The 15623-nt window shown below is 40.3% G+C and carries 12 protein-coding genes and 1 other RNA gene; 2 read left to right on the forward strand and 11 right to left on the reverse strand.

Annotated features, from left to right (window positions below; translation table 11 throughout):
* Window positions 1–274: 274 nt before the first annotated feature.
* On the forward strand, window positions 275–1189 hold the full coding sequence (locus tag HGJ98_RS08170; RefSeq protein ID WP_291350559.1) for a choline kinase family protein: 915 nt from the start codon (window positions 275–277) through the stop codon (window positions 1187–1189).
* A 123-nt stretch (window positions 1190–1312) separates the two neighbouring features.
* On the opposite strand, the gene trxB is transcribed toward HGJ98_RS08170, so the two are convergent.
* The 4 genes from trxB to HGJ98_RS08190 all read right to left on the reverse strand — a co-directional run bounded on the left by trxB (window position 1313) and on the right by HGJ98_RS08190 (window position 7115).
* Window positions 1313–2527 (reverse strand): thioredoxin-disulfide reductase, encoded by a 1215-nt coding sequence (trxB, locus tag HGJ98_RS08175; protein WP_291350560.1) that lies wholly within the window; start codon window positions 2525–2527, stop codon window positions 1313–1315.
* Window positions 2528–2587: 60 nt separating this feature from the next.
* Window positions 2588–2911, reverse strand: a complete 324-nt coding sequence (locus HGJ98_RS08180; protein ID WP_291350561.1) for a co-chaperone YbbN — start codon at window positions 2909–2911, stop codon at window positions 2588–2590.
* A gap of 179 nt (window positions 2912–3090) precedes the next feature.
* On the reverse strand, window positions 3091–5139 hold the full coding sequence (locus HGJ98_RS08185; RefSeq protein WP_291350562.1) for an alkaline phosphatase family protein: 2049 nt from the start codon (window positions 5137–5139) through the stop codon (window positions 3091–3093).
* 410 nt (window positions 5140–5549) lie between these two features.
* Complete coding sequence (locus HGJ98_RS08190; protein WP_291350563.1) at window positions 5550–7115, reverse strand: BCCT family transporter; 1566 nt, start codon at window positions 7113–7115, stop codon at window positions 5550–5552.
* A 551-nt stretch (window positions 7116–7666) separates the two neighbouring features.
* Here HGJ98_RS08190 and HGJ98_RS08195 point away from each other — a divergent pair.
* Window positions 7667–8563, forward strand: coding sequence for a LysR family transcriptional regulator (locus HGJ98_RS08195; RefSeq protein WP_291350564.1), 897 nt, complete (start codon window positions 7667–7669; stop codon window positions 8561–8563).
* Window positions 8564–8738: 175 nt separating this feature from the next.
* Here HGJ98_RS08195 and HGJ98_RS08200 read toward each other — a convergent pair whose 3' ends face one another.
* From HGJ98_RS08200 to gpmI, 7 genes are all read right to left on the reverse strand, one after another.
* Window positions 8739–10118 carry an ATP-binding protein gene (locus tag HGJ98_RS08200; RefSeq protein ID WP_291350565.1) on the reverse strand — a complete coding sequence of 460 codons (1380 nt, stop codon included), beginning with the start codon at window positions 10116–10118 and terminating at the stop codon, window positions 8739–8741.
* A 192-nt stretch (window positions 10119–10310) separates the two neighbouring features.
* Window positions 10311–10662: a transfer-messenger RNA gene (gene ssrA / locus HGJ98_RS08205) on the reverse strand.
* Between the two features lie 124 nt (window positions 10663–10786).
* Window positions 10787–11257 carry an SsrA-binding protein SmpB gene (gene smpB, locus HGJ98_RS08210; protein WP_291350566.1) on the reverse strand — a complete coding sequence of 157 codons (471 nt, stop codon included), beginning with the start codon at window positions 11255–11257 and terminating at the stop codon, window positions 10787–10789.
* A gap of 153 nt (window positions 11258–11410) precedes the next feature.
* Window positions 11411–12202: an alpha/beta fold hydrolase gene (locus HGJ98_RS08215; RefSeq protein ID WP_291350567.1), complete on the reverse strand. Its 792-nt coding sequence runs from the start codon at window positions 12200–12202 to the stop codon at window positions 11411–11413.
* Between the two features lie 116 nt (window positions 12203–12318).
* Entirely contained in the window at window positions 12319–12543 is a 225-nt protein-coding gene (gene secG, locus HGJ98_RS08220) for a preprotein translocase subunit SecG (RefSeq protein WP_291350568.1), read from the reverse strand.
* A 127-nt stretch (window positions 12544–12670) separates the two neighbouring features.
* Window positions 12671–13948 carry a phosphopyruvate hydratase gene (eno, locus tag HGJ98_RS08225; protein ID WP_291350569.1) on the reverse strand — a complete coding sequence of 426 codons (1278 nt, stop codon included), beginning with the start codon at window positions 13946–13948 and terminating at the stop codon, window positions 12671–12673.
* Window positions 13949–14077: 129 nt separating this feature from the next.
* Complete coding sequence (gene gpmI, locus HGJ98_RS08230) at window positions 14078–15622, reverse strand: 2,3-bisphosphoglycerate-independent phosphoglycerate mutase (protein WP_291350570.1); 1545 nt, start codon at window positions 15620–15622, stop codon at window positions 14078–14080.
* Between the last annotated feature and the right edge of the window lies 1 nt (window position 15623).

Genomic DNA, 15623 nt, shown 5'->3' on the forward strand with positions numbered 1-15623 from the left:
CTCATGCAGAATTTATTTCTTTGAAGAATCAATAGATATAATTAGCATTATTGTATCTTTCAGAATCTAGTTATTGCATTAAATAGATTTTATGGTATTATCGAGACAAATACTTACAATAGCCCCCACTACCTTAGGAGAGTGCGTTGATTATTGAATTTTCAGTATCAATAATCAAAATCTGTAACTCAAGTACATTGATTTTGTTAATTTTTTTTGCTAAAGTAAATTAAAAATAAAAAAATCCAAGTTTACTAACTTGGTGGAGTTATATATGAAAATGGAAGATTTAGTCCAAGAAACGTTGCGCAGCGCTTTTAAGGATGAAAGCATCGTATTCGATAAATCCCGCTTTGCCGGCGGACTTACTAATTACAACTATTTAATGAATATTAAGGGCATTGAATATATTATTAGGCAACCTGGCGGTATGACGGAACAGATTATTGATCGCAAAATTGAACGTATCAATAATAACATTGCCTCAGAGTTCGGGGTAAACTCTGATTGTATCTATTTTGATGAATACACTGGAATTAAAATAAGCCTAACTATAAAAAATAGCCAAAATATGGCTCAAGCTAACCCCTGCTCTCCCGAAAACCTCGCTGCCGTTTCGAATATAATGAGGAAAATCCACTCCTTTCCAAAACACTTTCCAAATCGCTTCGATTGGCAAGTAGAGCTCTCTAAATACGAACTGATTATCAAACAACTACACGGAAGTTTTTTCTTTGACTACACAACCTTAAAAGAACAATTAGTAACTATTGTCCAACAAAACATTAAAAGTACCATTTTAGTTCCCTGTCACAATGACACCGTACCTGAAAACTTTATTATTGACGATACCTTCAAAACTTATTTAGTAGACTGGGAATATTCAGGAATGAACGATCCTTGTTGGGATGTTGCTGCCTATATTCTTGAATCTAAACTATTCGAAGAAGCTATCCAGCATCTAGTTCAGCATTACTTCGGCCGTCCCCTGACGCCTATAGAAGAATTTAAAATTAAAGGCTTTATGATGGCTCAAGATTTACTCTGGACAGCTTGGGCTTTAATCAGACATTACAATGGCGACGACTTTCTCGAATACTGTTGTTTTAGATATGAGCGGTTAAGAAAAAACATTAAATTAATGACCAAGTCCCCTCATTGCACCATTGCCAGTATGGTTCTAGGCTGAACCATCGGCTGGGGCAGGCCATAGGATGGCCAAGGGATGAAAAAGAACCATAGTTCTGCACTGAACTATGGTTCTTTTTCATCTTATCTTTAGGCGGCTTTAATATGGATAGGAATATGGGGCCTAAAATAATTGAGATTTTAGTTTTTCTAGATCCATACTACAATCCAGCCGTTTGATTTCTTCTCCTCGATCTAAGACAACGACAGCGGGAACCTTGTCTATTTTATATTTTTCAGCAAGGGTCTTCTTTGTTGCCGTATCAACTTTAAACAGTTTATAGTTTTCAGCAGTATCATTAAGCACGCCTTCCAATAAGGTGTTGAATTCCAAGCTTTCATTAACTAAGGCATTAAAAAACAATAATAAGGTCTTTTTATCGGTTTGAAGTATATTGGCATTGAAATCATTGAGTTCTTCGATATATCGCTCAGCCGCTACCGCTGCAGTCGCACCATCACCTGCTGCTGAAACAACTTGTCTTAAGTATTTTACTCGATTGTCACCCACTGCATAGATTCCTTCAAGATTAGTTTCCATACGCTCATTGGTGGGAATGTATCCACTTTTCTCCATCCTTAGACCACTGTTGTTTAGAAATTGGGTTGAGGGAACCATCCCAACGAAGAAAAAAACACCCTGACAGGTGAGTTCGGATGAACTGCCTGTTTTTAGGTTCTTGATTTTTACTCCTTCTACGTTTCCTTCCCCGAGAACTTCTTCAATGGTTGAATTCCAGATAAACTCCATCTTCTCATTATTAAATGCTCTCTCGGCACTTACTTTATTACAGTCAAGGATTCCTTCATCATGTAACACAATCACAGTTACTTTGCGAGCAAATTTAGTGATGTACATGCCTTCTTCGATAGCCTGGTCACCACTTCCGATGACCACAACATCTTCCCCTTCAAAGAACTCAGCATCACAAGTGGCACAGTAAGCTACTCCACTTCCCCGAAGTGTTTTTTCACCGGGGATATTTAAAATTCTTGGTTGACTTCCACAGGCAAGAATTACTGCTTTAGCATAAAATTCTTTTCCCTTTTTGGTCTTGACTAGTTTATTTTCTTGAGAAAAATCGACATCGATAACCTCTTCTTTTAGAAATTCAACGTTAAACGATTGAGCGTGTTTTTGGAAATCCTTCATAAGATCTGGTCCACTAATTTGCATATAGCCAGGATAATTAACTATTTCCCTCGTTGTATCTGCTAAACCGCCAATCGTCCCTTTATTGATGACTAAGGTCTTAAGCTTAGCCCTACCACCATAAATAGCAGCAGAAAGTCCAGCGGGGCCTCCCCCGATAATAATCAAATCATAGCTATTAGCCACGGCTTCCACTTCCCTCTCGAAATTATCAGAATAGTTTCCCTTTGTGTGGGGGTCTGACCCCTACCCAAGGATTTCCTCTATTTTCTCTTCTACAGCTTCTTCCTCAACCTTACCAGCGAGTTTTCCATGATACTCGCCCTCATTGAAAAAGAGGATTTGCGGAACACCTTTTAATGAAAAACGTTGAAATAAATTCTTGTCTTCTTCAACATCAACATAATAGAACCCAAATTTACCTTCATATTGAGGTTTCATTCCTTCTAACATTGGAACGACTTCTTTACACACATGACATTCTTTTTTGGAAAAGATCACTAAGCAAGGCTCACAATTATCATAGATAATTTCTTCGAAATGGGTTGAATCTAGTTGTTGTAATGACATACTTCCAACACTCCTTTAGTTTGCAATTAATACAGCCTACTATAAATCCCAGATTAGCAATTTTGATCAGGGTCGGGATAAAGAACTGTCTACAATACAGTTCTTTATCCCTTTTATCTGTATTTGAAAAGCAGCTATCAGAGTGCTGCTTTTCTGATAGCTGCGCATATAGCTCTTTGTTATACTTCTTCGGAGAAAATCTGGTAAAGTGGAGCTCCTTCGCATTGTGCAGGATACCGCAAGCCCAGTAATACTGAGATTGAAGGTGCAACATCAACTTGTCGGATAGTACGCTCTGTTTTGAATCCAGACTTAATACCGGCACCAGCTGCTACGAAAATTGGTGAAACGGATGTTTCAAAATACCCCTCTGAAGTTGAGATGCTATCGCCATGCAATCTATTATAGCCTTCTTCAACTGAGAAGAAAATATCCCCACATTCTGGTCCATTAGCACCAATTAGCACTGCATCTTTGTTTCTTAGACAGATGCCAATAACTCGTTTACCCGTTCTTTCATCTCTGTAATTATACAGATCCGAAATCAATTGCTCTTCTAAATCATATTTGTCTTTTGGATCCACAATACCATATTTATCGCGGCCTTTGAGATTTATATAAATATAGTTACTACGAATCTGAATGGCCCTTGTTTTCTCCCAATCAACTTCCCTTATGGAATTGCCATTTTCATCTTTTTTCATGACTGTATAGCCTAATTCTTCCATGACCTTTGTATTGAGACCACCATATTCTCCGATAATCGGAGGTACGTTTTCCCCTACAATGAGTCCATGATCGCTTACGAGTAAAACTGTCCAATCTTCATCTAGTAAGTGCATGAATTCACCGAGATACTCATCGGTTTGCACATAAAACTTTTCAATAAACCCTTGATAAGTCTTTTCGTCTGTGTGATCCCAAGGTGGAAGTGTCTTACCCAGATGCCATAACTGGTGGCCAGCACAATCAATATTATGAAGATGGGAAAATACGACTTCATACCCTTTTTCCTTGATCAAATAATTCATACTATCAGCTTGCCATTTGCAGTAAATATCCCAAGAAGGTCCAAAGATTTCGTGTACTAATTCCGCATCTTCTCCGCCAATCAAGCTTACTGGTGGAACTTCACCTACATTATTAACTACATCTTTGTAGAGGGATTTTTGATGCCATAATTGGTCATTCGAAATATCAAGAGCATTACTAATCCAGAGTCTAACTTTATTACCGGCAGGGTCAAGTTCTAAAATCTTCATGGAACGGCAAGCAGGCTTAGTAACTTCTTTTTTTGTAACGTCATCAATAATGCCAGTGATCATTTGATCTCGTTTTAAGATGACAATCGGAGCATCTGCTTTCTTATTCTTATAAATAGCCACTCGGTCATATTCCCCAGCGTCATTCTTAAGAATCAAGGCAGGGCGTCTCATGACACCACCAGAGGTCAGGACTGTGAATTCTTTAGCGCCTTCAGGGGCATTTGCCCAACCTGCAGCGTCTTTAAGAGGAGAGTTAACAATATCATAAGCGACCTTACTACCAATAACAACTTCTGTATCTTCATCATCCATAACAAACGTACGGATTTCGCCACCTTCGCGAGCGGTATCCCCCCACCAAAGTTCCATCATTTCATCGTCAACATCAGCATCTAAGGTGTCTTCCAAATCGGAAATTATACAACCCACACCCGCTGGTTTATCCACTCGTGGTGCATAACGCACTTCTTTGATTTCAGGAGTAGCAATGATAACCTTTTCCCAGTCAAGCTGCGCGACACCCATATTAACAGAACCTGGCTGAGTGCCATCGACAACACTTAAGTTTTCGCTATGAGAGGTTGGAGGCCATGAACTCCCAGGCCAATGCCAAACAAGTGTCTTCTTACCAGCTTCGGATGTAATATTCCAAACTTGTTCTGCGGTGCAATTACGAGAATCCATATTGTAAACAACTGCATCAAGGCTTTCTGGCGATTGTCTCCAATAACAGGTGATTCCATGAGTTCCCGGATAAGCGCCTGTAGCGAGGGTCGTCCAACATGGTGGTGTGATGGTTGGGATTGCCCCTAGTTGGACAAGATCGTTTCTAGCAGATCCTCGTTCAATGAATTTCTGTAAGTTCGGCATTTTTCCTTCTGCTAAGAATTTCCGACTAATTCTTGGGTCCATCCCATCAACGCCTAATACCAATAATTTACCGGTAAGTGCTGGTCTTTTCATGTTATGCATCTCCTCCGTAATTTTTTTAAGTTCTCTCATGATTCTCCGAGAAAGAAATTTCGACTTCCCCGGAGGATGAAATTCGTCATTTGTTTAGCTTGTTATTTGTTGCACTTGCAATTCGCATTATATGCAATCCTTGTTCTCCTGTAAAATACTTAGTGATTATGCCCCATATAGCTAACGTATCTATGGGGTTAATTTATATTGCCTATAGTAAGTATTTTCCAACGAGATGCTTAACACCTTTAAAATCTAAGCCCTCTAAACCATTTGACTGTGGAGACATCGAGAATATAACGATTGCCAAAATCGGATCTGTGATACATTTGACGGCAAAAGGCGGCTTCTGCTGAAGCCGCCTTTTGCTATTTTTCCGGGCTGGTCTCACTGCGACAACCCTGTTAGGATTAGTCTTCTTCCGGATAATCGACAGCTTGCACTTTGCTTTCTCCGCCGAAATCCTCCTCGAGCCATTTGCGTAGGGACAGCCCTAAGATGATGATAATAACTATAATGGGTACGCTGGTGGCAACAGATGAAAGCTGAACAACCGGTAATCCGCCCACCATCATGATAGCCACCCCGATCACAGCAAGGAGTGCACACCAGAAAAGTCTTGTCCAGCGGGGAGATTCCTGATCATTCCTAACCTCTTTGCATGCAATCATGGAAATAATAAACGCATTGGAATCAATGGTAGTAGCTTGGAAAATAAGCATTACAAATAAGAAATAGGGAATCACTATTGCAGTTAAGGGTAAGCTATGCAAGACTTGGGAAATCATTCCCGCGGCACCGGCATCCGCCAGTGTCTGATCAAGTGCTATCCCTTGATTAAGCTGAAGATCGACTGCATAGGTGCCGAACACTAAGAAGAATATTGAACATCCAATGGTCGTTACAACCATCATATTTATAACAACATTTTTGATCGTTCTCCCCTTGGAGATCCTGGCAACAAATAATCCGAAATACATGGCCCATGCTGCCCACCAGGCCCAGTAAAACACTGTCCAGTCTTGAGGAAAACCGGATTTGGTAATCGGATCTGTATATAAACTCATCCGTAAAAAGTTAGTAGCCAAAACCCCTAGGCTGTCAACATAGAAGGATAACATAAATAAGGTGGGGCCTACAAGCATAACGAAAGCTAATAATCCCATACATAACCAACTATTTAATTCCGATAACTTTTTAATTCCGCTATTTAAACCGGCGTAAGCGCTATAGGTAAATACCGCTGCAACCACCAGTGTAACCCCAACTTTTACCGTCATAGAATTCTCAATACCCAGCATATCGGCGCTTACAGCCGCCATCATAGGTATAACCGTTCCTAAGGTTGTTCCTAATCCGCCTACCAAACCGATAACAACAAAGATATCGATAGCTCTGCCAAGCCATCCGTCTACCCGGTCCCCCAATATTCCCCTGCAAGCATAGCTTGGGTAGAAGTAGGGTTTTTTTCTTACGTGAAGCATGTAGGCAAAGGCGATGGCCCCTGGGACAAAGATAGCCCAGGCCGTAATACCCCAGTGAAATATTCCATAAGCAAGAGAGAATTGCGCAGCTTGCGCTGAGAATGGCTCACCCCAGAAAGGAGGCCACTTAAGATAAAAAATAGGCTCGGCCATGGACCAATAAACTAAACCTGCTCCGACACCGCCTGTGAACATCATGGATATCCAGCTGAAGTCTGAGAATTCTGGTTTATCATCTTTTCCGCCCAATCTTACATTGCCATATCTGCCAAAAGCTAACCAAAGTGAAAACACTACACAGCCCAAAGCAAATAATAACCATAACCAGTCCATTTTATAGGTAATAGCTTTTAATATGGTTGAAACATAGGGTTGCAATTCTTTACCAAAAATAAGCATTGGGGCATATAACACAACGCATAAAATAGCACTGCCCCAGAAAACAACAGGATTAATAAGAACGGATTTACCTTTAGCTTTCTCTTGTGACAAGTTATTCACCCTTTCTTGTGATTTAATCTGATAATCGGGTTTAAGAAGATAATGAAGTTTAAAATGATTTGTTCTGCCAAGCAAGAATTACAAAGATATATCATGATAATACCGTAATCCTTTACTTTTGTTCCCCCTTATAGAATGTCATTGTTAATCAGTTCTAGTCTTGTCCATAAAAATTTTGAAAAATTTTATGATAAGAACGTTTGAATGGTTATCTGACCTCCTACCCTATCGATTTTCAAAATAGCTTGTGACTTGAAGCACTTATGATGCCGATTATATGTAATACCTATGCCCCCTGTACAATACTTGCTGATTATACCCCCTATAGATTAATCATGGGGTGATTAATAATTTCTATTGAGGCTTTCTGAAATTTCTCACCCCTTTATTTGTGTTGATTTTACATGTTTCGATTTTTTTCTACTAATATTATAGTAAGTCATTTGTTATCTGAATAACTCTCATAGTATAATGGCTATAAATAGTTGGACCTTAGATTAAATTCTATACTAAGAAATAAACTATCAAGGATGGTTAAGCATATGCGTTTAGAACAATTAGCTTATTTAATTGCAGTTCACGAATCAAAATCTATCTCTCTCGCAGCAGAGCGCACTCACATCTCTCAACCTGCACTCAGTTCTGCCATTAGTAAACTGGAAGATGAATTAGAGGTAGTTTTATTGAAAAGGTCTAATACAGGGGCACATCTCACTGAAATTGGAGAACAAATTATTACGATAGCTAAGGAAGTACTCAATAAGGTTGATGAGATCAAGTCTATTGCCCACGGTGACTCAAATGATTTAACTGGCAACATTTCGATTGCCGTGGAACCAAGCATTAATATTACCATGATGCCCGATATATTAACGACCTTTAAACATAACCACCCTAGAGTAAATGCCATTTTGAAAGTCGGAGAATCAAATAATATTTTACGGGATGTTGAATTAGGTAAAGCTGATTTTGGTATTATTATGAAGACAGAAGCTTTTTGCAAATCAAAAGATGTTAATTACAAGGAATTATTTTCCGATCAATTAGTGATTATTTCTGGAAACAACTACCATTCCATTGACTCAACAATGTCTCTTAGTAAGGCTCTTTCATTGCCTATACTTCTGTACAACACCGAATATCTTACGGATTGTGGAGTATCTAGTGTGCTACAAAAGTATGGTGCTATAAATATTTCTTATCGTGTGGACAATTTAGAGATGATGGAAAAAATCCTATCTAAGGGTAAAACGATTGCTTTCGTTCCCCAATTTATGGCAGACGAGTATGTTAAGTCCAACCAAATCAAGAAGATAACCATCAGCGATGTTCAATTAGAGGTTTCAATTATTCTAATTTGGTTAGCTCGTCACCACCTTTCCATGGTCGAAAAGGAATTCCTTAAAATCATTAAAGCTGTCTGTTCTAATAAGATGTAAGTAGCGTATGGTGTTTATGGGCTGTCTCAAACTAGAAATTCAATTTCTAGTTTGAGGGCCCTTTTTTCTTTATAAAAGGCGAAAAGACGAGTCAAAAGACCCGCCTTCAAATGAATGATAAGTTATGCGACAAGAACAACGCCCGAAGGTATTTTACTAACACAGATATTTCTTTCTAATTACTTAATTTAAAATATACATAAAATGCAGAGCCTTGGGAACTGGTTTCAATACTTATCCTTCCGTTGTGGTGTAAAACTATACCATAGCATACGGCTAATCCCAAGCCCGTACCTTGTTCCTTCGTTGTAAAGAATGGTGTGCCTAACTTTTCAAGGATACACTGTTCAATTCCGCTACCTTCATCTGATACGACTAAAGCTACTTCACTATTAGTAGTAAACGTTCTTATTTTTAACTGCCCGCCAGGAGCCATTGCTTCAAATCCATTACGAACAAGATTTAATAACAGTTGGCGTATTTCCTGAATGTCGAGTTTTATATCCGGCAAATCATTAAGTTCGACAGTCAATAATTTATCGTTGGTTTGTGCATCTGCTTGGATGAGCGGCAAGGTGGATGTGACTATGTCGTTAATATTATGCCATTCCAGAAAAGTTGGTTTGTTTCCACGAATGGAAAGAAACTCCGTGAGAATTGTATTTGCACGGTCTAGTTCTTCGATCATGAGGTCAAAGTATTCTCTATCCTTTGACTCTTGTTTTTTTCTGAGCAATTGCAAGAAGCCTTTTACTGTTGTCATCGGATTTCGGACTTCATGACTAATACTAGCTGCCATTTCACCTATCATGTTTAATCTATCAAGTTTCAACATTTCCATTTCTGACCGTTTACGCTCTAATATTTCCTGTGACAGCAAATCATTTACAGTCTGTAATTCCTTTGTCCGCTCTGTAACTAAATCCTCTAGATAATATTTATAACGCAAATCCTGTTGCTTTAGTTTATAGAGTAGGGAGGATATAAAATACGAAATTACAACTATCGAGAAAGCGTTAATATAGTTCCCCTGGCGTATATCTGGATCCTTTTGACTAACAGTCAGTAACATCATAAACGCCGCACATGACAACCCATACAAAAGTGCAGTTACCTTATGGTTATAGCTAAACATTACAGCTATTATAATACATCCCATTATATAAACTGTAATTTGACCATGAATCTCTTGATCTATCAACCCAGAGACCACCGCTGTTAAGCATAGAATAAAAAAGGAATAGAGAATTACATACAATTTATGAGATAGCGTTATCTCACTTGCCGTAGAAACAGTAAGTTTGTAGGAGAACAAAAAAATCACAAGGGACACTGAACCTAAAATGACATGAGAATAAAATAGGTCAAAATAACCATCATTACTATTCCATAGGCCCTTGGTTCTGTTGCTATAGTCTATGAAAAGCAAGACAAAGTTTAATAAAAACAATACCATAGCTAACTTTCTAGTACGATTAAAATTATCATAAACCATTATGCCCTCTATGGCATTTTCATGGCACTCAGTTATTTGTTGTAACTGTAATACTCCCAAAGGAATACATCTCCTACTCCCACAACTATCTTACAACAACTTCCACACAAAACTACGTATTTCCTTCTTTTTAGCGTGTTCGAGGAATTTACAGGTACAGGAATACGACCATCCAACAAGAAGTTTGTAAAGCAACCTCTCTTAACTAGAAAAGCAAAAAGAGTCCCCAAGGACTCTCAATTATCACATATTTGGTGGAGGCGAGGGGACTTGCACCCCTGTATCGAAGAACGACCACAAAAGCGTCTACGCGTGTGTCCTTTAATTTAAATTTCGCCAGTCTTGACTCCTAAAGGCAAGGATTCAGTTCAGGCTAGCTCGATGATCTTAGCTAATGTCTCCGAGCATTGACATTAGAGCGTCCTACTTAAATGACACTCTGACCCTTCATCGTAGGTTCTGAAGGCAGAATGCTAGCGGCACTTAGGCTGCTAGAGCGTAATTGTTTTCGTTAACTATTTTTGTCCACCGTTTAACGAGACCAGGTGGAATCTCGACGCGCAACCTTTGCCACCGCTTCCCCGAGCGAGTCTAAAACGCCCCCATGTATAAGAAGCTCTACAACGATAGTATAACACATTTATCCTTAAAGGAAACTGGATTTCTGTTGAATAGTTGCTTTTTTATGGAAAATCCATAAGTTTGTAAAACTAATTATCTGCTTCTGTCTAGTAAGCTTTATTGCGATCCCTTAGAGCCCTTTCTATATCACGTTTACCTTCACGCTCAGCAAGAGCTTGACGTTTGTCATAATTCTTCTTTCCCTGACCAACTGCCAATTCTACTTTTGCCATACCTTTTTTCAGATAAATCTTAATCGGAATCAAAGTCAATCCTTGTTGCTGAATTTTTCCGATTAGTTTATTGATTTCGGCACGGTGAAGTAACAGTTTACGTGGCCTGAGTGGATCATGATTATATCGATTTCCCTGTTCATAAGGACTGATATGCATCTGGTGAACCCAAACTTCACCATTATCCAGTCGTGCATAGCTATCTTTTAGATTCACCCGCCCGTTACGAATGGATTTGATTTCTGTTCCGGTAAGAATGATTCCGGCCTCCACCCTATCTTCGATATGATAATCGTGGAAGGCTTTTCGATTTTCGGCGATGACTTTAATTCCTCCAGATGACATACAGTTCCTCCTTTCGTCCCAGTGTTTCAGTATAGCATAATTTACCTATTTTATCCATGTTGTTTTGTGCTAAATATATTTATAACCTTGAAACTATTAATTTTAAACCCTACGCTTAATTTATTCTAATTCTGCTTTAGTTGAGCAAGTTCACTATGTACGTTCTTCTGTGGTAATCTGCCGGAGAAATTCATGAACCTTAAGTGTAACCTCATTTCGCTCCGGTCCAAGGGTTAAGATATGTCCCGAGTTTTCCCAATAGATTACGACGGGGTTAACTTGCTGAATTTCCTTTCTAATAATCTGGACACTGATAGGATTTACTGTGAAATCTTTAGTACTCTGCATTAACAATGCTGGGCACTTAATTAAATAAAGTTTATTACGCACCTGACGAATTCCTCTATTCAAGGAAACCAGGCCATCCACCGGAATCCGGTCATATACAAAACGATCTGTCCGCGGCTGTGTTATCGAGGCTAATTTTGATTTCCCGACAAACTTTACAAAGGGTTTAATTAGTCGGGCAAAACGTGTTCTTCTGTCAGCAAGCACCATCGGAGCATTCATAGCAACTAATCCGTCGATTAATCCAAGCGTCGCTAGATGAAGTGTTAAGAGCCCTCCCATGGACAAACCAACTCCGATCACTGTGTCGCAAGATTCCCTTAACTTCCTTACTCCTTTTTCCGCGTCTTTAGCCCAGTCCTCCCAACGAGTTTTTGCCATTTCTTCAGGAGTTGTTCCGTGTCCTGAAAGCTGAATACCAAGGACAGTCCAGCTAAACTTAGCTAAGCCTTCGCCCAACAAGCGCATTTCCGAAGGAGCTCCTGTAAAGCCATGGATAAGTAGGCACCCAACACGGTTTCCCTGGAAATAGAAGGGCTCTACTAGGCGTCTTTGTAATTCCATCAAATCACTCCCTCTCAAACAGAAGAATAGCATAGAAGGGCACCTCCTATGAAGTGCCCTCCTTGATTTGGCTCTATTAGCGTAAAATTGAGTAAGAGCATTGATAAGCTTCATTACTATGGGGTAAGAAGTACTCTAACTCTCTTAACTTATGCAATTATTGCTAGACCTAAGGAACTCAGCAAAAAGACACCCGCTAAAATCCCCGTAAGCTTGGCGAATAATTCATCCATACCCTTCTTTTTACCAAAGATAGCCTCGCCAGCACCAGTAATAGCTCCAGATAATCCTGCACTTCTACCGGACTGCAGCAATACAGCCGTGATAAGTCCGATTGAACTGATGATTAGAAGAATTATTAAAGCAATTTGCAAAATAGCTCACCCCCTAAGATAACCCGTTGTTTATATCATTACAACTTTGTAAATTATCAATAGGCTCATTTTAGCATAAAGGTCTTCAAAACTCAATAAATCCTTGAATCTTGTGTACGCTCTAGTCCTATCTCGCTAATGCTTTACGGCCACGATATACGGCGCTTTCTCCGAGTTCCTCTTCGATTCTGAGTAGCTCGTTATACTTTGCAACTCGCTCAGTCCGTGCAGGGGCACCAGTTTTGATTAATCCAGCATTGACCGCTACTGCTACATGGGCTAAAGTGACGTCTTCAGTCTCACCTGAACGATGTGAAATAACTGATGTATATCCTGCGCGTTTGGCCATTTCAATGGCGTCCAAGGTTTCAGTTAGGGTTCCGATTTGGTTAAGTTTTATTAGAATCGAGTTGCCACATTTCTCTTCAATCCCACGGGCCAGACGTTTTGGATTGGTTACAAATAGATCGTCTCCGACAAGCTGTACCTTATCCCCTAGGCGCTTGGTGAGCTTGTTCCACCCTTCCCAGTCCTCTTCATCAAGACCGTCTTCAATAGAAAGAATTGGATAGCGCTCAATCAAGCCTTCATAGTAATCAATCATTTCATCGGATGTTTTCTTAACCCCTTCGCCGGCTAAGTTATAGGTCCCATTTTCATAAAGTTCTGTTGCTGCCACATCAAGGGCTAAGGCGACATCCTCACCAGGCTGATACCCCGCTCTCTGAATAGCGTCCATTATGCATAACAAGGCATCTTCGTTGGACTCTAGGCTTGGCGCAAAGCCCCCTTCATCCCCGATTGCGGTAGCGAGGGATTTTTCCTTAAGGACGGCTTTCAAACTGTGGTATACTTCTGTTCCCATACGAAGTGCCTCGGCAAAGTTCGAGGCCCCAACCGGCATAATCATAAATTCTTGTATATCTACATTGTTATCGGCGTGTTTACCGCCATTCAAGATATTCATTAGAGGAACAGGCAGTTCTTTGGCGTTTACTCCCCCTAAATATTGATAGAGCGGAATTCCTAGCGACTCTGCCGCCGCTTTAGCTGCTGCTAAGGATACTCCGAGGATGGCATTAGCTCCGAAATTTCCCTTGTTTTCAGTTCCATCAAGTTCAATCAACACTTGATCTAAGCCTGGCTGGTCAAAGGGACTTAGTCCCTCTATTTCTGGAGCGATGTTTAAATTGACGTTCTCAACTGCCTTTAATACCCCTTTACCCATGTAACGGGTCTCATCTTTATCTCTGAGTTCAACTGCCTCGAAGGCTCCCGTAGAAGCACCTGAAGGAACTGCTGCACGCCCTATAATTCCATCTGTAAGAACGACATCGACTTCTACTGTTGGGTTCCCCCTTGAATCCAAAATCTCACGTGCATAAACATCTGTAATAAAACTCATTGATCAATGTCCCCCTTTTTTATTAGAAATCCTTATTAGGAGTTCTCGCGTAATTTAGATATAGGTTTAAACCTATTGAAAACTTGGGTTCTTATATAAAGAACTAATCCTGAATTATAGCTAGGTTGACTATGACTCAAGCAATGATTTCCCGGTCATTTCCTTCGGAACGGGAATCTGAAGTAACTTTAGGATAGTAGGAGCTACATCGCATAACGCTCCATCACTCCGCAACTCATGTCCTTTGAGTTTATCATCGACTAATATGAACGGCACACAGTTGCAAGAATGAGCAGTTATAGGAAATAACGTCTTAGGATCCACCTTTTCTTCGGCATTCCCGTGATCTGCTGTCACAATGAGGGTAGCGTTCATTTTCTGAATTTCTTCATAAATATGGCCCAAACATTGGTCTACAGTCTCTACTGCCTTGACCGTTGCATCAAAAACCCCTGTATGTCCCACCATATCTGGGTTAGCAAAGTTCAGGATGATAACATCATAGTCCGATTCTCGAAGCTGTTCGAGGACTGTTTGAGTTATTTCCATTGCGCTCATCTCAGGCTGTAGATTATAAGTAGCTACTTTTGGCGAAGGGATAAGGATCCGTTCTTCGCTTGGATACGGTTCTTCAAGCCCTCCGTTAAAGAAGAAGGTTACATGAGCGTATTTTTCTGTCTCTGCAATTCTTAACTGTTTTAACCCGTGATCGGAAAGCACTTCTCCCAAGGTGTTATCTAAGTTTTGTTGAGGAAAGGCTACAGGTGCAGGAATCGTTTCATCATACTGAGTCATACAAACAAAGTGGACCTTAGGGCGATTAGGTCGTTGGAATCCCGGGAATTCTTCGTCTACAAAGGCGCGAGTGATTTCACGTGCGCGATCTGAACGGAAGTTGTAAAATAGGACACTATCTCCCTCTTGCACTAGCCCCACTGGTTTTCCATCTTGATCATCAATCACGGTAGGTAGTACGAATTCATCGGTCACCCGGGTGTCATAAGAAAACTCCACCGCAGATAAAGCACCTGCCGCATGCTTTCCTTCTCCGTAGACTATGGCCCGATAACCTTTTTCTAAGCGTTCCCAACGTTCATCTCGATCCATTACATAGTAACGGCCGCTTACTGAGGCGATTTTTCCCACGCCCAGTTCTTGAATCTTTTCTTCGAGTTGGACAATGTAATCTTTGGCACTTTGAGGTAAGACGTCGCGTCCATCGAGAATAACGTGGATATAGACGTTTTGTACGCCTTGTTTTTTTGCCATCTCTAGCAGGGCAAATAAATGATCGATATGTGAATGAACTCCTCCGTCCGAGAGTAAGCCCATAAGATGAAGTCCCTTGTTATGTAGTCGGGCATGATCCATAGCTTCGATCAGAACGGAATTCTCAAATATCGTACCATCCTGAATCGCCTTAAAGATACGAGTCAACTCCTGATAGACCACTCGCCCTGCCCCTATGTTCAGATGACCTACTTCTGAATTACCCATTTGTCCACTCGGCAGTCCTACTGCCTCTCCAGATGGTTGAAGGGTAGTATAAGGGTATTCTTTTTCTAGACGTTTAAAGTTTGGAATATTTGCTTGAGCAATAGCATTTCCTTCGGCATTGTCTCGACAACCCCATCCATCGAGAATTATTAGAAAAAGTGGTTTTGCAGCCTGCATG

This window comes from Desulfosporosinus sp., assembly GCF_014237355.1.
In the GTDB taxonomy this organism is placed as follows: Bacteria; Bacillota; Desulfitobacteriia; order Desulfitobacteriales; family Desulfitobacteriaceae; genus Desulfosporosinus.